Origin of the sequence: Mariprofundus erugo (assembly GCF_005818865.1) — a bacterium.
Classification (GTDB): Bacteria; Pseudomonadota; Zetaproteobacteria; order Mariprofundales; family Mariprofundaceae; genus Mariprofundus; species Mariprofundus erugo.
The window spans coordinates 183,421-205,542 of the sequence record NZ_VBRY01000002.1; the positions used below are offsets into that span (position 1 = coordinate 183,421).

Consider the following 22,122-nt stretch of genomic DNA (forward strand, 5'->3'; position numbering starts at 1 on the left):
TGAGTAACTTCAGGACGAAGTTATTCAGAGCTCCCCTGGTTACTCTTCGAGAAAAGTGTTGTACTCGTCGTCACTCATCAGCTCAACGCTGTCATCAGCGGTGATTTTCACCCGGGCAATCCAGCCTGCACCATAGGCATCGCTGTTCACATTCTCAGGCTCACCATCCAGGAGATCATTGACCTCGATCACCTCACCGCCAACCGGTGCATAGACGTCAGACACCGCCTTCACCGATTCAACCACTGCATAAGCCTCACCTGCAGTCAGCACCCGGCCGACTTCCGGCAGCTCAACGAACACGATATCGCCAAGTGCTTCCTGAGCATGATCGGTGATACCGAAGGTGGCCGTATCGCCATCGATACGCACCCATTCATGTTCTTTGGTGTACTTCAAACCAGCAGGAATTGTCATCTCTCGTCCCCCCATATTGACCGCAAGGCATTCATACCTCGCACCAATGGATTTCAGTTATTATTTTCTTACGTTACTGCGTACAAAAGGCAGGGTTGTACGCTCGGCGTCCACCAGCTTGCCGCGAATCTCGACGCTCAGCGCCCCGGCTTCAGCATGCTCCGGTTTCACATAGGCCAGCGCCACACCACCGGCCATCGGGCTGTGCATGCCGGAGGTCACCTCGCCACTCTCGACACCATCCACAAACACCTTGTAGTGCTCACGCGGAATACCGCGTCCGGTCAGTTTAAGTGCGATCAGTCGCTGGCGCGGACCTTCCGCCTTGCGGGCGGCAACGGCAGCACTGCCGATAAAGTCACCCTTATCAAGCTTCGTAATCCACATCAGCTTTGCCTCAACCGGCGTCACTGCATCGGAGATCTCATGGCCATAAAGGGCATAGCCCATCTCCGTACGCAGCATATCACGGGCGGCCAGACCAATCGGCAGAGCCCCGTTGGCGAGCAGCTGTCGCCACACATCCACAGCTATCGCATTGGGAATATAGATCTCGAAACCATCCTCACCGGTATAACCGGTACGGGATACAATCGCATCCACACCCGAGACCTTCACCTCGGCAAATTTGTAGTAACCGATCGCATCCAGATCACCATCCACCAGCGGCTGCAATGCCGCCTGGGCGGCAGCGCCCTGCAACGCCAGCAACGTCGTCTCATCGGACTCATCGACCACAGCAACATCAAAAGAGGCCGCCTGCGCCTGCAGATGGGCAACATCCTTGTGGCGATTGGCGGCGTTGATGCACAGGTAATAGGCGTCATCACTGATCTTGTAGGTTGTGATATCGTCAATAAAGGTGCCCGCATCATCAAGCAGGGCGGAATAGTGCACCTGCCCTTCGGCAAGCTTCGACACATCATTGGTCGTGACATACTGCAGGAAAGCCAGCGCTCCTGCTCCGGTCACCCGTACCTGCCCCATATGGGTGATATCAAACAGGCCGGCACCGCCCTCACGAACCGAGGTATACTCTTTCAACGCACCGTTTTTGTACTGTACCGGCATTTCAAAACCGGCAAAGGGCACCATCTTCCCCCCCAGTGCAACGTGCTCATCAAACAGCGGGGTTTTCGCCAGCTCAGACATGATCATGACTCTCCAAGGTGCTTTCTGAATGCCTGCAGGGTATTGGCCAGCAGCATCGTAATCGTCATCGGTCCCACACCACCCGGCACCGGTGTAATCCAGCCGGCATGCTGACTGGCAGATTCAAATTCAACATCGCCGGTCAGCGAACCATCCTCTCGACGGTGGATACCCACATCGATCACCACCGCACCGGGCCGGATCCATTCACCTTTGATCAGTCCCTGTTTACCGGCTGCCGCGATGATAATTTCGGCCCGCTCGATATGAGCCTGCAGATTTCGCGTAAAACGGTGGCACACGGTCACCGTTGCACCGGCAAGCAAGAGCTCAAGCGCCATCGGGCGGCCAACGATATTGGATGCGCCGACAATCACACACTCCTTGCCGTGCAGATCAAGCCCCGTCTCCTCCAGCAGTTTCATACAACCATAAGGTGTGCATGAACGCAGTGCCGGTTTGCGGGCAGTCAGGCGGCCAACGTTATAAGGGTGAAAACCATCCACATCCTTACCCGGATCAATCGCCTCGATAATGGTTTCCGGATTAATGTGCGCAGGCACCGGCAGCTGCACCAGAATGCCATCCACCTTCGGATCCTGATTCAGCTCGGAGATCAGCCCGAGCAGATGCTGCTGCGTTGTTTCAGCCGGCAGCTCATGGGAAATGGAGTGGATACCTGTCTTTTCACAGCCACTTTTCTTGTTTTTCACATAGACATGCGAGGCAGGATCATCGCCGACAAGTATCACGGCCAATCCGGGCGCACGCCCGTGTTTTTGGGTCAGTTCGGCGGCCTCAAGGCGAATCTGCTCGCGCATACGCGCGGCCAACGCCTTGCCGTCCAGTATTTTTGCAGTAGTAGAGTCCATATGACGCGCATTGTTGCATTAAGAATTCGTTCAGACAATGATAAGCTGCATGCGCATTGGCATTGATCTTGGCGGCACAAAAACTGAACTGATCGCTCTCGACGAAAGCGGAAAAACGCAGCTGCGGCTGCGCAAACCGACGCCTGCCGGCAGTTATACAGAGACCATCGCGCTGATCAGGATGATGGTTCTGCAAGCGGAATCCGAACTGCAATGCACCGCCTCCGTCGGTATCGGCACCCCGGGTGCTGCCTCGACGCGAACAGGGCTGATGAAAAACTGCAATTCCACCTGCCTGAACGGCCGCCCCCTGCAACAGGACCTTGAACAGGCGCTGGGCCGGGAAGTAAGAATCAGCAATGATGCCAACTGCTTCGCCCTTTCGGAGGCAGTCGATGGAGCCGCCCGCGATGCGAATGTGGTATTCGGTGTCATTCTCGGCACCGGCGTTGGCGGCAGCATCATCGCCCACCGGCAGGTGCTGGAGGGCATCAACCGCATCGGCGGCGAATGGGGGCATAACCCGCTGCCCACCCCGGCTGCTGACGAACAACCGGGACCGGCATGTTACTGTGGTCGCTATGGCTGCATTGAGACGTGGCTCTCCGGCCCCGGCATGAGCAGGGATCATGACCGGATAACCGGCAATCACCTCACTGCCGAACGTATTGCGCAACTGGCCGGGGAGGGGGATGCCGCATGCGCGCAGACCATGGCGCACTATCTTGACCGTCTGGCCCGGGCCCTGGCCGGCGTGATCAACATCCTCGATCCGGACGTAATTGTACTTGGTGGCGGCCTCTCCAATATCAACATGCTGTATGAACAGCTGCCGCTGCGATGGGGCCCATATATCTTTTCCGATTCGGTCAGCACCCGCCTGCTGCCACCGATGCATGGTGATTCATCGGGTGTGCGCGGCGCCGCCTGGCTCTGGGGGCAATGATGAAAATGGCGCATATCGCCCTGCTGGTCAGTAACCTGGAACGGGCAGCAGAATTTTATGAAGGTATCCTCGGACTTTCGCGCATTGCGCGCGCGCCGCTGGCCTTTGACGGACTGTGGTACGGACTCGATGAGGGCCAGGAGATTCACCTGATGCTGCTGGACAACCCCTATGCCGCATGCAGCAAGCCGGCGCATGGCGGCAGAGACAATCATATTGCCCTGCAGGTGGATCAGCTTGATATCATACGGCAACGACTGGATGCTGCAGCCATACCTTTTACCGCAAGCAAGTCCGGCAGGATCGCTCTTTTTTGCCGGGACCCGGATGGCAATACCATTGAACTGATGCAGGCCGCCTGAAGCAGCGACAAAACACCCTCCCGGCAAAGACTGAAAGCACTGCCACCGTGCACACTCCACCCTGCCGGCATGAAAATATCACCCCTTGTCTCACTCGTGCAGGCCGGTATGCTGGAACCACCCAAGGAGTGTGTATGAAACGATATCTATCCATTCTGACCATCAGCCTGCTTGCCGGCTGCGCCACTCCCTATCAGGAGCAAACTGCTACACAGGGGGCCGTCATTGGTGCTGCAGCAGGCGCCGTCATCGGCGCCCAGAGTGATCAGGTGGTTGAAGGTGCCATCATCGGTGGCGTACTCGGCGGACTGGCCGGTGCCATACTGGCAGACGACCGTGATGACCGTATCCAGGCATCCGCCCCCCGCTATCACCGCTCGGCCTGCGGCAGAGGGGATATCTATTTTGAGAGGGCACGCAATGAGCGGGCGCTGGAGCGCCGTATCAACCTGATGCGCCAGGGCATTGCCTACTGCCCGAATAACCCGGCCGCCCACAATGATCTTGGCGTCGCACTGATGCTATGGGGCGATCGCGATCGTGCCCGCATGCATTTTGAGCAGGCCCTGCGCTACGACCCGCACTACGATCCCGCCCGGCATAACATCGAGCGCATGGGGCGTTATCATGCTCCCGCTCACTATCAGGCCCCGGCCCATAGAGAGCAGTACCAGCCCCGCTATGAGCCATCACAGCCGCAATACAACCGCCGCGAGGAGAGCCGCCCCGGTTACCCCGCCCAAAGAACATACGATAACCAGCGCCCGCGCATGGAGCAGGAGAGGCCCCGCTATCAGCAGCCGAATCGTGAGGCACAACGCCCATCCGAAGAGATGCGCAATCGCAACATGAACACCCCGCGCAACAACCGCGACCATGAAGATGAATACAATACACAAAGGCGCGACAGGCAGGAGCGCAACAACCGCAGGGACGACTAGTTTGCATGCGCAGCAGCCTGAACCTGCTTGCCAGACTGGATTTTCTTCCAATCAGGCGAAAACTGGAGTTGTTTCCTCCTTTTTTCCTGATGCGGGTGAAAATTATCTCGCTGGCAGATGACTGGAGCAGCATTCGCCTGCACCTGCCGCTGAACTGGGCCTCAGCCAATGCTGCCGGCCACATGTATGGAGGCTATCAGGCCAGCCTGGCCGATCCCATTCCGGCCGTCGCCTGCATGCATCACTTTCCCGGTTATCGGGTTGCCACGCGCAAGCTCGAGATCGATTTCATCCGCAGCGGAAATTCCGATCTGATTCTGCATTTTGATTTTCCGGCGGAGATGGTGGCAGCCATTGAGCAGGAGCTGAAAGCGCACGGGCGCGCAACCCCGTGCTTTCATATGCAGCTTGTCAGAGCAGATGGTCAGATATGCACGGAAATCAGAAACAGCGTGGCCATTCGCCCTGCCGACTATATCTCACCGCATGAGAGCCAGAACCAGCACTCCTGATCGAACCATTACTGTTTATCTTCAGGAGATGCTGATTTATTCAGCGCGTCCTGAATGCAAGTCAGCTTGTACCGGCACCTCAACATGGCCGTCACCTGCATCCCTGAATGGCAATGCATACAGCCCGCGCGGACACGGCCCGGACAGGCAATCGCCTGAGAGCGGATCAAAAAGAGCGTGGTGGGTATGGCAAACCAGCTGTTCTCCGCTTTCAGAAAAAAAGCGGCCGGGAATCCAGTCCAATGGAGATCCGGCATGCGGACATTCATTCCGCCACGCCTTTAGCTGCCCCTGAAAACAGACAAGAAAACCCTGCGCATCCAGCTCAATCAGGCGACCATCGGAAAGCTGCACAGATGATTTCAGGGTAAACAGGGTCGCCTGACCTTCGCCGGGGCGCATTACTCGCTGCCATAGCTCAGCGGACATCACGAAGAAACCGGAGCGACCAAAAAGCGAGGCGGCCACCCGTCGATGACCGCCTCAAGCGGCTCAAGAGAACCGCTAAACCTGTTGACCTTTATATAGACGGATAAAAGCACCATGTCAAACCAGTCGCCCTGTTTAGCTCAGCTCAACTGCTGCCCGACAGCCCGCGCCAGCGCACGATTCAAACAGCTTGCTGCAGCCTGGTATTCACCGGCAGCCTCATACCAGCGCCCAAGACTTTCCCAGGCGGCAGGGTAATCCGCCTCATCCGCAAGCAACTGCATCTGCTCTCTGGCCAGACCATCCAGTTTTACCGATGCCGCAAGCTCTGCACGCATCCAGCGCAGTGAGTGACTGATGCCCGCAGAACCCTTGCGTTCAAGCTTGCGGTAATTTTTCATTGGCTCGTCCTGCTGCAAGAGCAGCAGCAGCGCGCGTGCAATCGCCATATCATCCCGGAATTGCAGATGATTCAGCCATAAACGGGTCGCATTCACACTTTTGCCATCCGCGATCTCGGCCTGACCATAAGCCAGCAACAGCTTTCCGTCATCGGGGTTCAGGCGATAGGCCTTGCGCAGAATTGCAGGAGCCTGCTCGGGCACCGACTCGGCAAATTTGAGGTAGGCATGGACAAGGCGTGGCTTCGTCGCCGCCGCCGACTGCAGCCCTTTTTTCCAGCTCTCCTCCAGCAGGGTCACCAGCTCAGGCCAGTTTTCCTCTTCCTCCAGCACATCCGCCATACGAGCCCGGGCCAGTGCAGCATTAGGACTGCTCTGCAGCCAGGCACGCAGATGGGCCTTGCGAACAGCAAGATCCGGTTTGAAATCGGCAAGCATGGACGTAGCCATACGAGCCGTCAGCGCCGTCAACAAAGGCCCCTTGTCTGCATCAGGGGCAGGCAATTCGCGCGCAGGCGTCGAAATAACCGCAAGCATCTCGATCGCCCATTCGGGAAAAATACCTTTCGAACGCTTGAGCAGCCTGGGGTCAAGATCACCATTGCCATTGAGCCAGCGGGCAATGGCCTCCTGCAAACGCCGCTCACGACGATTACTGCTGCCCAGGCGCAACGACTGCCAGATATGGCCGGGGCCGGACAGCAATGCAACCATCAGACTGCGAACCAGCCAGACCAGCAACAGTATCATAAACAGGGCAATCATAAAGGTTCCCTGGCGCGTTTCAAAAATCCAGCCGAATGCCTCCAGTCGCAATGTCTGGTCGGCGATATCAGGAAATGCAAGCAGCACCACACAGACAGCCAGTGCAAGTACAAGCAGAAATACCAGACGCATCAGACCCCTCCCTGACCGGCAGAGCGCCAGCGCAACGCTGTCTCATGCAAACGGGCAATATCCTGCTGCAACGCATCCAGATTATCCGGCAGGCCAAGCTCCGGCACCGGCTGATCATGCATCCGGTATACCGCCTCCACCTGCAGCAGCAATGCTGCACGCAGTGACTGCCATGCGGCCTTATCCGGCCAGATTTCAAGCGACAGATGCCTTGCTGCATCAAGCAGATCAGCACGCAATACATCCAGCTTCCTCGCCTGCCCGGATGGCGCCTGATAGAGATGAAACTGTCCCACCAACCATGCCAGCCACGGGTGGGCAGGCTTTGGCAGCACATCCTGATAAGCAGGCTCATTCATCGCATCAGCCCATTTCACCAGTGTTTCCCGCCACTGCTGTACACTGCGGAAGCTTTTTCCTGCCAGCTCCTGCATCTGTTGTGCCTCATCCCGCCGGGCTGCAGGCAGATCCGGCAACAGAGAGATTTCCTCCCATGCCTGCTGGGTCTGCGCAAGCGTGCTGGCCGGATCTGTCAGCCAGCGCAGGCGCACCTGCAAGTTCATCTGCTGCTGGCCATGCATACTGGCCATCAACTGCTGTTGTGCCTGCTGCATCACGGCAAGCTGCGAACGCAGGGCATCAATGGTCGCCAGCAGACGGGCCACCTCTTCGCTGCCCGAACCATGCGCCACAACCGACTCCACAACCGGCTCCACAGCAGGGGTAACGGCTGCGGATTGCTGAGGCGCCTGCGGTTCATGCCCGGAAGCAGCAGCCTCCACCTCTGTCACAGCAGCTGTTTCTTTGCCAACCTCGTGCCCCTCCTCTGCGGCAGGCGAGGAGAGAGCCGGTGCAACCACCGCCGCATGAACAGCGGGCTGAGACGTGGATAATGGCTCCACGGAAACAGTGGTAAATCTGGCCAGCAACGGCTTCAGCTGCCCGCCGGCAGCAAGTGCTGCCACAAGCAGCGCCACGACCACAAACAGCACCAGTAAGGCAAGCCAGCCTCTGAACGGCTTGCCGGCAGCCGCCGGCTCAGCCGGGCGGGCACTGTCTGAAATCACCGCATCGACGACTGCATCCACATCCGTGCCCGGCAAGGGCTGCCTTGAATCACTCATTACCGTTTATCTTCGTTCAACCAGCGCGCCACATCCAGCGCGTGGTAAGAGAGGATCAGATCGGCACCGGCACGCTTAAAGCTGAGCATCGTCTCCAGCACGACCCGTTTTTCATCAATCCAGCCCTTCTCGGCAGCAGCCTTGACCATGGCATATTCACCGGAAACATTGTACACAGCCATCGGCAGATTGGTGGCATCCTTCACTTCACGGATGATATCCATATAGGCCAGTCCGGGCTTGACCATCAGCATATCCGCCCCTTCTTCGACATCGAGCCACGCCTCTTTCAATGCCTCACGGCGATTACCCGGATCCATCTGGTAGCTGGCCCGATCACCAAAGGTCGGGGTGGAGTCGGCGGCATCGCGGAAGGGGCCGAAATAGCCGGAAGCAAATTTCACGGCATAGGACATGATCGGTACATTCTCAAAGCCCGCCTCATCCAGCCCCAGGCGAATCGCGGCAATCATGCCATCCATCATGCCCGACGGAGCAACGATATCGACACCTGCCTCCGCATAAGAGACCGCCTCTTTCTGCAAATTGAGCAGCGTCTCGTCGTTGTCGACATCCTCTCCGTGCAGTACGCCGCAATGACCATGGCTGGTATACTCGCAAAAACAGCTGTCCGCGATCACACAGGTCTCCGGACTGGCCGCCTTGGCCGCCCTGATCGCCTTCTGCACAATCCCTTCCGAATCCCAGCCACCGGAACCGATCTCATCCTTCACCGCAGGAATACCGAACAGAATCACGCCCGGAATTCCGAGCGATGCAACCTCTTTGACCAGCTCTCCCACCATCGAAAGCGGAATGCGCGAGACCCCCGGCATACTGGCAACCTGGCGCGGGGCATCGATCGTCTCATCGACGAAGATCGGGTAGATAAAATCATTCACCGATAACGTTGTTTCGCGCACCATCCTGCGAATCGTGGCGTTGCTACGCAGACGACGGGGGCGGACGATCAGATCGGGTAATGACATGTTTAAACTCCTCTTTCAGGACTACTGGGCATATAGTACTCGGCTAGCGCATCGAGCATAGCCTCAAAACTAGCGCTTTTTGCCACAAGCTGCACGCGCAACCCCAGTTTGCGTGCGGCATCGGCCATCGCAGCACTGATCACAACAATCACCGGCCGGGAAGCAAGCTCAACACTGCCAATGCGCTGTACATAGTGACTTGCAGCCCTGGCACTGCCCAGCAGCACGGCATCCACCGCATCCGCTCGCAGCAGCGCCTGCACCGCCGAGGCATCATCATCCGGACAAACCGTGCGATAGGCTGTGACCATCGTCACGCCGACCCCTTGCCCGGCCAGCGCCTCGACCAGAGCATCCCGCCCCTCCTCGGCACGAAAGAACAGCAGCTGGCAGGGCAATCCGCTGCTCACATAGGCATCAATCAAACCATCCTGTGACGCCTCTTCCGGCACAATGGCGGGTTGCACACCATACTGCTGCAAACGGATCGCCGTACGTGCGCCCACGGCAGCAACTCGCATCCCGGCCAGCGCGCGGGAAAATGACTGCCCGCTGCCAGCCACGGCTTGCGCCACCGCATCCACACCATTGGCGCTGGTAAAAACGACATCGCTGTACTGCCCGGCAAGGGAAAGAGCCTGTGTAATTTCATCATGCATCACCTCAACGGCAAGACACGGGAAAAGAAGTGGTATGCCACCCCGGTCCGAAACCTGACCGGCCAGCTCCGGCAGCTGGGCTGCTGCCCTGCTCAACAAAATACGCTTACCGGCAAGTGGCGACGAAGACATGCAGCAATCATGCTACAAGCAGAATCGAAGCACCAGATGCCAAAGCCGACATTGCCCTTGCATGCATATGCCGGCACGCTAAGCTGACCGGCATAATCCACTGTGACCCGGCATGGAGAATACCGATGATAGAAGGCTCGTGTCTGCGCATATACCTGACCGAATCAAGCAGAATCGATGGCAAGCCGGCCATGGAAGCCATTCTGAATCTCTGCAGGGAGGCCGGACTGCGCGGCGTCTCGGTGATGCGTGGCATCGAAGGCATGGGGGAGGGAGGCATTCACACCGCCTCGTTTCTTTCTCTCTCGGCCAACCTGCCGCTACTGGTAGAGGCGATTGATACCAGTGAGCGCATCGAGCAGGCGCTTGCAATCATGCGCCCGCACCTGGGTCATTGTCTGGTGGCCTGCTGGCCTGTTTCATTGATGCGAACGGAGTATCTGCATGGACATGATTAGCCTGCTAAGGAAAGTACCGCTTTTTGCCGAGCTTGATCAGAACGAGCTGGCATCGATTGCCATACTGGCCTCGAGCATTGAGGTGGCAAAAAAGAACATCGTCGTGCATGAGTTCGATCCGGGCGATTCGATGTACGTCATTCTCGATGGCGAGGTCAAGGTTTCCACCTACTCGGCCGACGGCCGTGAGGTTGTACTGGCGCTGCTCGGCAAAGGCTCATTCTTCGGCGAGATGTCGCTGCTGGATGAGGAGCCTCGCTCAGCCACCGTCACGACGATGAAAGATTCCCGGCTTGCCCATATTCGCCGGCGGGATCTGGTCCCGCTACTGATGGAGCAACCTTCAATCACCCTGAAACTGCTGAAAGAGATTGCCTCCCGCCTGCGTCGCACCAGCCGTATGCTTGAACGCATCAGCAGCATGGATGTACCCCACCGTCTCTATGCCCACATCGTCGATCAGTGCCACCGATTCGGCCAGCCGGAGGCGAACGGACGCTATGGCACCATTCTGGCGACCCACCAGCTGCTGGCCGATCAGCTCTCCACAAGCAGGGAAACCATCTCCCGCGCCATCAGCGCCCTGAAAAAGGATGGCATTCTTGTCCAGGGTGAAAGCCGGGGGCGGGTCAGCGTCGATATCGATGCACTTGAAGAGATGCTTGAGGACTTCTGACAGCCGGTGTCATGCCCGCCATCAAAGGCTTCATTGGGTTCATCGCGCATCAGCACCAAAGATGGCTGAAGAAAGGTTTTGATTCCCGGACTTCCGCGATGAAGCTTAAATTTACAGCGACAACCTGACCGGGTAACCGACAGCCTGAATGCGCGCAGCCAGCTGCTCCATCCACAGCGGCTCCAGAGCTGCAAGATGGATAGCCTCCGGCTGCATCGATGGTCGGGCCAGACCATAGAGCAACACCCCCTGCAGCGGCACTGAGTCAGCCTTAAGCCGGGTCAGCAGTGCCAGATAAGCATCCACCTCGGGCGTGGATGGCGGCAGACCATCCCAGGCAAACATACAGGTTTGAATCCAGGCGGGGCAGCCTTCTGACATGCTTTTCACCTGATGAAAGAGGCGCTCTGGCGAGAGCGACACACCATTGATTCGACGTATGCCGTCGACCGTTGCGCTGTCGACCTTGATCCACAGCTCGCCGCCACAGGTGGCCATCAGAGCCAGCCCCTGCTGCACCGTTTGCTTATCGGCATAGGAGCCGTTGGTGATCAGACGCAAGGGAATGGCAAGCCGGAAAGAGCGCATCACCGTCACAATCGTACGGACCACTGCGGCAAAGTCGCGGCAGCCGGTCGGCTCGCCATTACCGGATATCGCAATATCACAAAGCGTTCGACAACTCTCCGGCACATGCTGCTGCATAAAATCACCATGCAAAATACGCTCGAGCATGGACTGCAGCTCTTCGTGCAACAGCTGCAAATCAATAGCCGGGGCACTGCCACGCACCAGCCCGGGCACCTGACAGTAGGCACAATGCCAGTCACAGGCATGGTTGGGATTCAGATTGATACCAACAGAAACGCCGCCGGCACGACGGGAAACCACAGGATAGACATAGGTCATACCAACCACATCGCGGTCATGGTTGGCTGTATTCAGCTGCAACGTCATCGATCAGGCAAACAGGTCGACCGTGCGGCCACTGGCGGAAAAGGGGGAAAATGCACCTTCACCACGACGGGTGTAGGTCAAAGGCTGGCTACTGGCGAAATCCTGATAGGCATGACCACCACGCAAATCATTGCGCAGCCCGCTGCCATCGGCAGAGGCATCAGAAGACTTCGACACCGGCTGCACATCGATAACAGGCTCGCGCAGCTGGGCCTGGGCCGGCTGCAACCCGGAGACAAGCGGCTGCACAGCCACCGCAGGAGGGTAGCTGTCAAAGCGCATGACAAATCCGAGAGTCAATGACATATGATCATCTTAGCCGAATACCATACCACTGCAATCGGGTATTACCGCACCACACTGCACATCGCAGCGGTCACCCGTCCAAGCTCACCGGAAGTAACCACAAACGGCGGCATCGTATACAGCAATCGACCGAATGGCCTGAGCCATACGCCCATCGCAATCAATTGCCGCTGCACTGCAGCCACATCCACCGGCTCAACCATTTCAATTACGCCGATGGCACCTTTCACACGCACATCAGCGACCCGCTCACTCTCACGACAGCAAGCCAGTTCATCGGCAAGCTGCGCCTCAATGGCCGCCACTCGCTGTTGCCACGGACTGGCAAGCAGCAGCTCTATACTGGCACATGCCACGGCACAGGCAAGTGGATTGGCCATAAACGTCGGTCCGTGCATCAATACGCCACGCCCGTCTGCATGAATACCTTCACACACCCGCGCCGTGCACAGCACCGCTGCCAGCGTCATATAGCCGCCTGTCAGCGCTTTACCGACGCACATGATATCCGGATCAACGCCTGATTGTTCACAAGCAAACATCGTACCGGTACGCCCGAAACCGGTAGCAATCTCGTCAATAATCAACAGCACATCAAAACGATCACACAGCCGACGCACCTGCCGCAAAAATTCCGGCGCATAAACACGCATACCGCCGGCACCCTGCACAAGCGGCTCCAGAATCACCGCTGCAATCTCGTGATGGTGCGTTTCAATCAGCTGGCGAAAGGAGGCAATATCATCATCACACCATTCCGCATCAGTGGCTGCTGCCGGTGCATCGGCAAAAAGGTGCTGCGACAACATGCCGGAAAACAGATGATGCATACCGGATACCGGATCACACACCCCCATCGCACCGAAGGTATCTCCATGATAACCGTGGCGGATGGTCAATAAACGCTGCTTTTCACTGCGCCCCTGCGCCTGCCAGAATTGCAGCGCCATTTTGATCGCCACCTCGACCGAAACGGAGCCGGAATCCGCAAAAAACACGTGCTGCATACCTGCCGGCGCAATCGCCAGCAGCTTTTCAGCCAGCTCCGCCGCCGGTCGATGGGTCAAACCGCCGAACATCACATGTGCCATACGCCCGAGCTGCCGCTCAACCGCCGCATTCAGCTCAGGCACATTATAGCCGTGGATCGCGCACCACCATGACGCCATGCCGTCGATCACCCGTCGCCCATCCTCAAACTGCAGGCTAACACCCTCGGCCCCCGCCACGGCATAGACCGGAGCGGGATGGCACATCGATGCATAAGGATGCCAGACATGGGCCTGCTCGAAGCGCTGCCACTCCTGCATGTGATCACTGGCAGTCATATTCACACCCGCAATCGCTGTGGCGCGACAAGATCCAGCACCAGCCGCTCGATCACCACAGGTTTCTCTTCCAGCGATGCCCCCTTGATCAGCAGCTCGGCATCAGCGACCCGGCGGATTGCGGCCGTCAGCTCTGCCGCACGCCAGCAGCGCGCCTCTTCTGTCACCTTCGTTCTCGCCTCGCCAAATACCTTCGCCGCCTGTAACGGGTTACGCTCATGCCGCGACTGGTACCAGCAATACATCAACAGCTGCTGCAGACGCGTACCCAGCCACGAAATCATCTGCACCTCTGCAACCTGTGTCTCTTCGATCAGCCGGCGGGTCATACCCAGCGCCTGCCCCTGACGCATCGCCACAGCATGGCACCACTCCTCCAGCGCACCGGGGGCCCGCTCACCCAAAAGCTCACCGACCACATCCAGCGACAGCAACTCTCTCTGACCGTTCTCGTAACAAACCAGCCGCTCAATCAGCTGTCTGGCCGCCTGACGCATCCCGCGCAATCGTTCACCCAGCCACGGCAGCGTCTCCGGTGCAAGCTGCAGCCCGGCCCGATCGATCTCCCCCTCAAGCCAGCGGGTGAAGGAAGCTGTATCCGGCACCGAAAATTCACACTGCGGCAAGCTCTTCTCGACCTGCAACTTCTTGTGCAGCGCCTTGCGCCACTCAATGCCGGGAGCGCAGATAATCAGCCTGTTTTCGGCAGCGACCGATCCGATCATACGGATTAAATGATCGGACTGTTTCGGATTAGCCGACTGGGCATTGCGCACCATGGCATAGCAGATCGACGGTCCGAACAGACCGCGATTTCGCGACGCCTCCTCGATACGGGCAAGTTCCGAGATATCGACACGCAGGCGCACGGCGGCGCTGTCACCGGCAGCTAGCAACTGCTCACCGGCCTCAAACAGTGCATCCTGATCCTCACCATAAAGGTAGTAACAGCGGTGCTCAGGCGGCAACAGCCTCTGCGGATTCAAGCGCACAGCAGAACCACTGCCTGACCATGCAGGGGGAACATCGTCATATCAGAAACCGGAGCGTATCCGCCCGATCGCATCCGACACCCACTGCTTCTGCAGATCACTGAGCAAACGGGAGCGGGACGCATCGATACTGGCCGGGCCTCCGGAAACAAACAGATCACCATCGCGGGAGATCGTACCGGTCTGCCAGACGGTTTTTCCATCCTGCTCGATCATCAGCGAGCCGCTGAAAATCATATGAAACTGTGTGGCAATACCGGTCGCATCATAGGCCGATGGAACAAAAACAAGCGGGGCAATCGTGATATGCAGCAGTGCATGATGCGCCTGATCGGCAACAGCCATCCCTTCAACCAGCTGGTACTGGTCGGATCCCAGTCGCTGCCTGAGTGCCGACATCACCGAAGCATCGGCATTGCCGCTGACGGTCAATGTATGCACATCAGCCGGTATGGCTCCCGTACCCCCGCCATGGCCCACGAGATGATAGCCGCAAGACGCAAGCATCAGCATACCTGTGGCCACAGCAAGTAACCGCATGCGGACAGGCAGCAGACGGATCATGCCGGTTTCACCACAATGTTCAGCAACCGGCCCGGCACCAGAATGACCTTGACCACCTGCATGCCATCGAGCCACCTGGCAATGGCCGCATCGGCCCTGGCGGCTGCCATCGCAACATCCTGCCCGGCATCCTTCGGCACGGTAATTTCTCCGCGCTTTTTGCCCTGAATCTGCACCACAAGCATGATTTCGTTCTGCTCCAGCGCCGACTCATCGACAGCCGGCCAGTCAGTCACAACGGCCATCTTCGCCATCCCCAGACGCTCGCCGAGTTCACAGGCAAAGTGAGGCACGAACGGTGCCAGCATGGTTGCCAGTGCCTCCACACCCTCACGATAGGCCGCTTTTCCCGCCTCACAGGCAGGGTTAAAGCTGTGCAGGCTATTGGTCAGCTCCATCAGCGCCGCTATCGCCACATTAAAGGCAAAGCCCTGCTCGAAGGCATGGGTCACCTTTCTGATCGTTGCATGGATGCTGAAACGAAGCGCCTTCACATCACCGTCGGCTGTATCAGAAGCAGCATCCAGCTTCTCAAGCAGACGCCATACACGTTTGAGGAAGCGGCTGGCCCCTTCGACACCGGCATCATTCCACTCCAGCTCTTTTTCAGGCGGTGCCGCGAACAGGGTAAACAGACGGGCGGTATCGGCGCCGAACTCCTCGATAATCGCTTTCGGATCGACCGTATTGCCCTTGGACTTGGACATTTTGGTGCCATCTTTCAGCACCATGCCCTGCGTCAGCAGATTGCGGAACGGTTCACTACCAACCACTTCGCCATCAAACAGGCCGGCATCGCGCATCAGCTTATGGTAGAAACGGGCATAGAGCAGGTGCAGCACAGCGTGCTCGACGCCGCCGATATACTGATCCACCGGTGCCCAGCGCTTCATCGCATCAGCATCCACCATCGCCTCACCATTACGCGGGGAGGTATAGCGATTCATATACCAGGAAGATTCCATGAAGGTGTCGAAGGTATCGAGCTCCCGCTCTGCCGGTTTGCCACAACGAGGGCAACTGGTATGACGGAACGCATCACACTCGGTCAATGGCGATGCTCCGCCTGTCGGCTGCAGATCGGTTGGCAACACCACCGGCAACTGCTCATCAGGCACGGCCACCGCGCCACAATCGTGGCAATGAATGACCGGGATCGGGGCTCCCCAGTAACGCTGACGGGATACCAGCCAGTCACGCAGGCGGTATTGTACGCGCTCGGCGCCCTTCTCATTTTCCGCCAGCCAGTTGGTAATGGCAACCTTCGCCTCATCGGAGGGCAACCCGTCAAAGGCGCCGGAATCGATCAGCTTGCCAACCTCGGTAAAGGCTGCCGCATCGATATCCCAGTCGCCGGCATGCGGCGCAATCACCTGCCTGATCGGCAGACCATATTTTTTGGCAAATGCGTGATCCCGCTCGTCGTGTGCGGGCACGCTCATCACGGCACCGGTGCCATAGCCCATCAGTACAAAGTTGGCGACCCACACCGGCACCAGCGCACCGGTAATCGGGTGAATGGCATTCACACCCAGCGCCATACCCTTCTTTTCCATCGTTTCGACATCGGCTTCCTTGGTCGAAATCCGGCTGCACTCATCCAGAAATGCTGCCAGCGCAGGATTGGATGTCGCGGCCTGCTGCGCCAGCGGATGCCCTGCTGCCACAGCCATATAGGTCACCCCCATCAGGGTATCAGGACGGGTGGTAAAGATATCGAGTGTAGCATCGGAGTTTTCCAGCCCGAAAGAGACCTCGGCACCGGTCGAGCGACCGATCCAGTTGCGCTGCATGCCGACCACCTTCTCGGGCCAGCCAGTCAGTTTGTCGAGATCAGACAGCAGCTCCTCGGCATAGGCGGTAATGCGGATAAACCACTGCTTCAGGTTTTTACGTACAACAGGGGTATCACAACGCCAGCAAACACCATCCACCACCTGCTCATTGGCCAGCACCGTATGGCACGGATCGCACCAGTTCACTTCGGCGTTCTGCTGGTAAGCCAGTCCTTTTTCCATCAGGCGGGTGAACAGCCACTGTTCCCAGCGATAATACTCAGGACGGCAGGTCGCGATTTCACGCGACCAGTCATAGGAAAGGCCCAGACGTTTGAGCTGGGCGCGCATCTGATCGATATTGCCATAAGTCCACTCGGCAGGCGGACGGTGATGCTTGATCGCCGCATTTTCCGCCGGCAGCCCGAAGGCATCCCAGCCAATCGGGTGCAGCACATTAAAGCCCCGCATCCGCTTGTAACGCGCGACCGCATCACCCAGGCAATAGTTGCGCACATGCCCCATATGCAGGTTGCCCGATGGATACGGGAACATCACCAGGCAGTAATAGGTTTCACGACTATCAGCCGGATCGTCACTGGCAGCATCAATAGCGGCGACCTCCCACTGCTTCTGCCATCTGGCTTCAATTTCCTGGGCTTCGTAACGATCGGACACCGGCGCAAACTCCTTGCAGCAACTGCATTTACATTAAAATTAGTTGGTTGAAGGGGCGGATGATGAGGCCATCACGCACGAAAGAAAAGCATTGTCCCTGCTCCCTAACGCCTGCGAATCACAATCAGCTCGACAATATGAGACTGATAATGGTTCCATATCTCCAGGCTTTGCGGGTTCCCCAGCGGATTCATCATAATTTCCATCTGGCGCAGGCAACGGAACTCATAGCGCCGTGGAAACAGACGCATCACCAGGTTCGGACGCAAAATATCCGAGGCAATCGCCGTATCGATACGGAAACCGATCCAGATCAACCCCTCCTGCAACAGACGGGCAAACAGCTCGGAAGCATCCAGCCCCTCTTCTGAGGCCGGACAGGGGAGCACATCCAGCGCCAGCGGCACCCCCTCTTCGGCATCATCACTCATCAGGCTGTCGAGCAGATAACGCAGTGAGCGGTGCATGTCATAAACCTGCGGCGTCGCAGATGCATACATCAGATAGGAGGTATGCGCTGCATAGGTACCATAGAACTCCAGCGGTACCAGCACATTCACATCCATCTCAACAGGAAAGCGGTCCAGCTCTTTCTGCAGCATGCGCGCCTGATTGCGCGTATCGACAATGGCGAACATCTCCGGCCGGCATGCCTCCTCCTCAGCCAGCGTAAAGGTATGCGACAACACGGCTGCGACCATGGCATGCGGTTTTTTCACCACACGAGCCGGACGCGAAACAATCAGCTTATCTGCCACCCGCACATGCTCGCGCAATACCTCCATATCGGAAAAATCCCAGCGGCGAATCTCAATGTGCAGGCGTCTGGCCGCCCCTGCCATTTCCGCGATGCGCGCATGGACGTAATCACTCATCTCGGCCAGTTGCTCACGATCCATCTCATCAAGCAACATCAGATGAATCGTCTCATAGGAGTCGAGCAGCCGCTTCAGTATCAACGGCAGCGTTCCAATCCAGCCGACCGCCAGCAAGTGCACCTCCCGCTTGCGCTGCGGCAGGACAATCACCGGCGCCAGCGGCGAGGGTGGTGCCAGCTCGGACTTGCCCATATGAAGACAATACTCGAACTCACCATATAACGAGGCGTTATCGACCGCGATACCCAGCACGGATGTCACCTGCACATCCTCATGCAGCAGCGTCAGCGGGTGCACATGCAGCTTTGCATCCGCGACGGCAACCAGCGTCACCCCGCGCTCAAAGCAGCGACGCATCATCTCGCTGACCCTGACCGCGCGAATGCCATCGACAAAGAACCAGTCCTCCGACTGAAATACCATGCGGCCACGCCACTCAACCACATGCATGGCCGACTCTTCCTCACGTTCAGGGATCATCAGCCGCGACAGCACCTGATCAACATCCTGATAGACCAGCACATTCCGGATCAGGTTGGCCCGCATATCAGGTTCGCTGATCAGCACGGTCGGCTTGTTGTAGTAATCCACCTTGTCCCAGCCAATCTGCAACATGTGCCGGTAAGACTTTAAGCGTGGCTGCACCATGCCCATCACCGTATAGGAGACCGGAATATCAGGGTTAACCTGGCGAATGGCCATCAGCGAAAACATATTCTGGGACAACTCTTCGGCCACACTCAACGAGTCATCGGTACAAATCATGGCCTGCCGGGCAGAGCCCAGATTCACCCTTTGCATCGACTCGGCATCCTCGGTATCGCCCCAGCGAAACGTCACCCAGCTCTCAAGTCCGGGCGGACGCGTCGGCGTCTGACCAAGAAATACCAGCTTCAGACTGGCAAAACGCTGGTCGGACAGCAGCTTGAGCTTTTCGATAATATAGGGGGATGAGCGATTCCAGCCGATCATCACCAGATGATTGGCAATCATCAGCCGCTCGTTGCGCAAGCGCCGCATCAGGCCGGAAATAATGCTGGAGCCAATACCGATAAAAAAGGCCAGAATAAACATGCCAAGCACCACACTGAACACAGAAAACAGCGGCAGACTATCATCTCCCAGCGGATCCCTGACCAGGTTACCGGCAGCCATCAGTGTCCGGAAAGCAAACCATATCTGAACAAAGAGGCTGTCATCGGTCGGGGAGTGCACCCCGTCCTGTGAAAAATCAAAGCCAGCCATGGTAAAGTGCCCCACCACGCCACCGGTAATGGAAAGCATCGCCAGCAGCAGAATCACCAGGGTAATCTCCTGACTGAAATCACCCTCGCGAAACACCCGTATCAGGTTTTTAAAAATGACCATCCACGGCCTGAGCAGGCGCACAAGCCTGAGTGCCCGCAGGGCATTACCGTACGGAACCGAGGTCAGGCCGGGCATCATGACAATCGTCGCCATCACATCCACCACCCAGAAGCCCCACTCACTCAGCCGCGCCCGCTGACTGGCAAACACCATATTCCTCAGCAAAACAAAGCGAATCATGATCTCAACCGTGAAGTAAATGATAATTCCCCATAGCAACTCACCATCGACAAAGAAGGAGAGCATCACCACCAGCGAGATAAACATGCCGTAGCCGGGCGAAAACATCAGGCTCTGCATATCAATATAGCGGAACAACCTCAGCGCCCTGAGCAGATAGAGTGCCCTGAGAAAACGGGTCGCAGCACCTCCTTCGGTCAACATCGACTGCAGATCAAGTGCCGTAATCAGCAGCGATAACAGCGCGATGGCGTCAAAAAACAGAAACAGCATGTCAAGCTTCAGGTTCAGCGACGACTTATAGGGATTGGCCTTGCGCTTGAAGCGCATCAGGGCGATACGCAGTGCCAGCTCGGCAGAAAAAAACAGACTCAGCACGATGGCCAGCCACTGCTGATGGGTAAATGACAGCAACACCAGCCCCAGCATCAACCAGCCGTAACGTTGATGCGACAACACCCATTCAGTGTAATAGTAAAAGTAGCGTCCCTGTAACATATCCACCCCTGCTCAACGTGAATCGGTTGAGCAAGCGGCACGCCAAACAATCCGGCCGGCGGCAAAGCCGTCGATGGCCCGCTCGCAAGCGCCGACACATCAGCGTCTCCTTAACACTCTGGTTCCCGGCCATCGATCATGTCAGCATATCAGGAGTGCACACGGAACATGGCATCATCCATATGTCTGAGCCGGACCACCCCGACAGGAGTAACGCATGTGGCGATTTTCTCAAATAGTGGCGATGACTTTACTGCTGGCAGCAAGCAGCGCACAGGCAGAGAGCATGACGACGGCCATTGCCATGAAGGCAGGGGAGGGTGCAAACACGGCGCTGTCCATCGAGGATGCACGCACCACCACATCTGCAGGTCAGACCGTGGACGGCAACGTACTTGTCACGCCGACCGATATCACCGCATCGCTCTATGACTACATGACCCGCGCCCTGACCACGGCCGGATATCACGTCATTCCATATACCCCTCAGCTCGCGAGCGGCGTCGTCATTCATATTCGAGCCATTGAATACAGCAGCAGCCGTCACATGCTAAAGAGCAAGGTCGAGGTCAGGGTGGTGCTGGATGCAAAGGAAAACAGCTCGGACACCACACGTACCTACAGGATCGAGGTCGAAGACCAGTTTGCCTTCAGCCCCTCATCCGAAGATAACAGTCAAATGCTTGGCAATGGACTGGCTGCGGCCGCGACGGCCGTACTCGGCGACTTTTCTCCGACCATGGCCCCCACGCAGACAAACACTCCGGCTGGCCGGTAAAACCGCACCGGGCAGGTCAACAGGCGCCGAGGACACGCCTCAATTGCTTCATGGCACGCGACTCCAGCTGACGAATGCGCTCCATGGAAACGCCGAGTTCCTGTGACAACTCTTGTAATGTCGCCGGTTCATCCGCGAGATGGCGACGCTGCACAATCATGCGATCACGGGCGGCCAGCCCGCTCAATGCTGCATAGAGAGCTGACTTGCGATGGTTCTCCCAGTTACTGTCGACCACAATCTCTTCCGGCGAGGCCTCTGCCGAGGCCAGCGTGTGAACCATGGCATCGCCGCTCTCGTCATACGCCGCATCCAGTGACAGATCGCGTTGCAAAAATGCACCGGCGGTCTCCCGATAATCGGCCGCATTGATACCATAGTCGGCAGCCACCTCATCCGCCTTGCTGCCATCCATGGCGGCAATGGCATTTTTAGCCTGTTGCAAACCGGCAAAAATCCGCCGCTGCAGCTTGTTCGTACCAAGCTTGACGATACTCCATGAGTGCAGAATAAAATCGTGAATCGATGCCCTGACCCACCAGGAGGCGTAGGTCATCAGCCGGAATCCGCGCTCAGGATCAAAGCGTTTAACGGCATGCATCAGGCCGAGTGTCCCCTCCTGAATCAGATCCATCTCCGGCAATCCGAAATGTCTGTACTCGCGCGCAATCGCGGCCACGCCATTGAGGTTGGCCACCACCAGCTGGCGGGCCGCTTCACGATCACCGTGATCCCGCCAGCGATACGCCAGACGGGTCTCCTCGGCCCGATCCAGCCGGGGAGACTTGCGCAGATCGCGCGAAAACAATGAAAGACTTGAAAGTTCTGCTGCTGCTACCACCGTTATCCTACC

General features: G+C 57.6%; 23 protein-coding genes. 7 read left to right on the forward strand and 16 right to left on the reverse strand.

Features of this window, described 5'->3' with window-relative positions; all coding sequences use genetic code 11:
- Positions 1-39: 39 nt before the first annotated feature.
- From gcvH to folD, 3 genes are read right to left on the reverse strand one after another with little or no spacing between them, the layout of a single operon-like run.
- On the reverse strand, positions 40-417 hold the full coding sequence (gene gcvH, locus FEF65_RS02820; RefSeq protein WP_138238272.1) for a glycine cleavage system protein GcvH: 378 nt from the start codon (positions 415-417) through the stop codon (positions 40-42).
- A gap of 60 nt (positions 418-477) precedes the next feature.
- Positions 478-1,569: a glycine cleavage system aminomethyltransferase GcvT gene (gcvT, locus tag FEF65_RS02825; RefSeq protein ID WP_138238273.1), complete on the reverse strand. Its 1,092-nt coding sequence runs from the start codon at positions 1,567-1,569 to the stop codon at positions 478-480.
- A gap of 2 nt (positions 1,570-1,571) precedes the next feature.
- Positions 1,572-2,441, reverse strand: coding sequence for a bifunctional methylenetetrahydrofolate dehydrogenase/methenyltetrahydrofolate cyclohydrolase FolD (folD, locus tag FEF65_RS02830; protein ID WP_138238274.1), 870 nt, complete (start codon positions 2,439-2,441; stop codon positions 1,572-1,574).
- A 49-nt stretch (positions 2,442-2,490) separates the two neighbouring features.
- Between folD and FEF65_RS02835 the strand changes: the two genes are divergently transcribed.
- The 4 genes from FEF65_RS02835 (at position 2,491) to FEF65_RS02850 (ending at position 5,202) form a co-directional block, all read left to right on the forward strand.
- On the forward strand, positions 2,491-3,387 hold the full coding sequence (locus tag FEF65_RS02835; RefSeq protein ID WP_138238275.1) for an ROK family protein: 897 nt from the start codon (positions 2,491-2,493) through the stop codon (positions 3,385-3,387).
- Positions 3,387-3,749, forward strand: a complete 363-nt coding sequence (locus FEF65_RS02840) for a VOC family protein (protein ID WP_138238276.1) — start codon at positions 3,387-3,389, stop codon at positions 3,747-3,749. The genes FEF65_RS02835 and FEF65_RS02840 overlap by 1 nt, the downstream gene beginning before the upstream one ends.
- A 134-nt stretch (positions 3,750-3,883) precedes the next feature.
- Positions 3,884-4,690 carry a glycine zipper domain-containing protein gene (locus tag FEF65_RS13585; protein WP_238701131.1) on the forward strand — a complete coding sequence of 269 codons (807 nt, stop codon included), beginning with the start codon at positions 3,884-3,886 and terminating at the stop codon, positions 4,688-4,690.
- Between the two features lie 5 nt (positions 4,691-4,695).
- Positions 4,696-5,202, forward strand: coding sequence for a PaaI family thioesterase (locus FEF65_RS02850; RefSeq protein WP_138238277.1), 507 nt, complete (start codon positions 4,696-4,698; stop codon positions 5,200-5,202).
- Positions 5,203-5,238: 36 nt separating this feature from the next.
- Here the strand turns inward: FEF65_RS02850 and FEF65_RS02855 are convergent, their stop codons facing one another.
- The 5 genes from FEF65_RS02855 to FEF65_RS02875 form a co-directional block, all read right to left on the reverse strand.
- Positions 5,239-5,604, reverse strand: a complete 366-nt coding sequence (locus FEF65_RS02855) for a Rieske (2Fe-2S) protein (RefSeq protein ID WP_238701132.1) — start codon at positions 5,602-5,604, stop codon at positions 5,239-5,241.
- A gap of 167 nt (positions 5,605-5,771) precedes the next feature.
- A complete protein-coding gene (locus FEF65_RS02860; protein ID WP_138238279.1) occupies positions 5,772-6,929 on the reverse strand; it encodes a tetratricopeptide repeat protein in 1,158 nt (385 codons plus the stop codon).
- A complete protein-coding gene (locus tag FEF65_RS02865; RefSeq protein ID WP_138238280.1) occupies positions 6,929-8,053 on the reverse strand; it encodes a hypothetical protein in 1,125 nt (374 codons plus the stop codon). Before FEF65_RS02865 ends, FEF65_RS02860 begins: the two co-directional genes overlap by 1 nt.
- The gene (gene hemB, locus FEF65_RS02870; RefSeq protein WP_138238281.1) at positions 8,053-9,042 is read right to left on the reverse strand and encodes a porphobilinogen synthase; all 990 of its coding nucleotides are present in this window, start codon (positions 9,040-9,042) and stop codon (positions 8,053-8,055) included. Before hemB ends, FEF65_RS02865 begins: the two co-directional genes overlap by 1 nt.
- A 2-nt stretch (positions 9,043-9,044) precedes the next feature.
- The gene (locus FEF65_RS02875) at positions 9,045-9,833 is read right to left on the reverse strand and encodes a uroporphyrinogen-III synthase (RefSeq protein WP_138238282.1); all 789 of its coding nucleotides are present in this window, start codon (positions 9,831-9,833) and stop codon (positions 9,045-9,047) included.
- A 125-nt stretch (positions 9,834-9,958) separates the two neighbouring features.
- On the opposite strand from FEF65_RS02875, the gene FEF65_RS02880 reads away from it, so the two are divergent.
- Positions 9,959-10,291, forward strand: a complete 333-nt coding sequence (locus tag FEF65_RS02880; protein WP_138238283.1) for a DUF190 domain-containing protein — start codon at positions 9,959-9,961, stop codon at positions 10,289-10,291.
- Positions 10,278-10,967: a Crp/Fnr family transcriptional regulator gene (locus FEF65_RS02885; protein ID WP_238701133.1), complete on the forward strand. Its 690-nt coding sequence runs from the start codon at positions 10,278-10,280 to the stop codon at positions 10,965-10,967. Before FEF65_RS02880 ends, FEF65_RS02885 begins: the two co-directional genes overlap by 14 nt.
- A 111-nt stretch (positions 10,968-11,078) precedes the next feature.
- On the opposite strand, the gene FEF65_RS02890 is transcribed toward FEF65_RS02885, so the two are convergent.
- The 7 genes from FEF65_RS02890 to FEF65_RS02920 form a co-directional block, all read right to left on the reverse strand.
- Positions 11,079-11,924: a radical SAM protein gene (locus FEF65_RS02890; RefSeq protein WP_138238284.1), complete on the reverse strand. Its 846-nt coding sequence runs from the start codon at positions 11,922-11,924 to the stop codon at positions 11,079-11,081.
- Positions 11,925-11,927: 3 nt separating this feature from the next.
- Positions 11,928-12,230 carry a hypothetical protein gene (locus FEF65_RS02895; RefSeq protein ID WP_138238285.1) on the reverse strand — a complete coding sequence of 101 codons (303 nt, stop codon included), beginning with the start codon at positions 12,228-12,230 and terminating at the stop codon, positions 11,928-11,930.
- Positions 12,231-12,271: 41 nt separating this feature from the next.
- Positions 12,272-13,558: an adenosylmethionine--8-amino-7-oxononanoate transaminase gene (gene bioA / locus FEF65_RS02900; RefSeq protein ID WP_238701134.1), complete on the reverse strand. Its 1,287-nt coding sequence runs from the start codon at positions 13,556-13,558 to the stop codon at positions 12,272-12,274.
- 2 nt (positions 13,559-13,560) lie between these two features.
- Positions 13,561-14,550: a DNA polymerase III subunit delta gene (gene holA / locus FEF65_RS02905; RefSeq protein ID WP_138238286.1), complete on the reverse strand. Its 990-nt coding sequence runs from the start codon at positions 14,548-14,550 to the stop codon at positions 13,561-13,563.
- Between the two features lie 42 nt (positions 14,551-14,592).
- Positions 14,593-15,114 (reverse strand): LPS-assembly lipoprotein LptE, encoded by a 522-nt coding sequence (locus FEF65_RS02910; protein WP_238701135.1) that lies wholly within the window; start codon positions 15,112-15,114, stop codon positions 14,593-14,595.
- Positions 15,111-17,567: a leucine--tRNA ligase gene (leuS, locus tag FEF65_RS02915; RefSeq protein ID WP_138238287.1), complete on the reverse strand. Its 2,457-nt coding sequence runs from the start codon at positions 17,565-17,567 to the stop codon at positions 15,111-15,113. The genes FEF65_RS02910 and leuS overlap by 4 nt, the downstream gene beginning before the upstream one ends.
- Before the next feature lie 104 nt (positions 17,568-17,671).
- The gene (locus FEF65_RS02920) at positions 17,672-20,491 is read right to left on the reverse strand and encodes a hypothetical protein (RefSeq protein ID WP_138238288.1); all 2,820 of its coding nucleotides are present in this window, start codon (positions 20,489-20,491) and stop codon (positions 17,672-17,674) included.
- 217 nt (positions 20,492-20,708) lie between these two features.
- On the opposite strand from FEF65_RS02920, the gene FEF65_RS02925 reads away from it, so the two are divergent.
- On the forward strand, positions 20,709-21,269 hold the full coding sequence (locus FEF65_RS02925; RefSeq protein ID WP_138238289.1) for a YajG family lipoprotein: 561 nt from the start codon (positions 20,709-20,711) through the stop codon (positions 21,267-21,269).
- Positions 21,270-21,285: 16 nt separating this feature from the next.
- Here FEF65_RS02925 and FEF65_RS02930 read toward each other — a convergent pair whose 3' ends face one another.
- Complete coding sequence (locus tag FEF65_RS02930) at positions 21,286-22,110, reverse strand: RNA polymerase factor sigma-32 (protein WP_138238290.1); 825 nt, start codon at positions 22,108-22,110, stop codon at positions 21,286-21,288.
- Positions 22,111-22,122 lie beyond the last annotated feature (12 nt).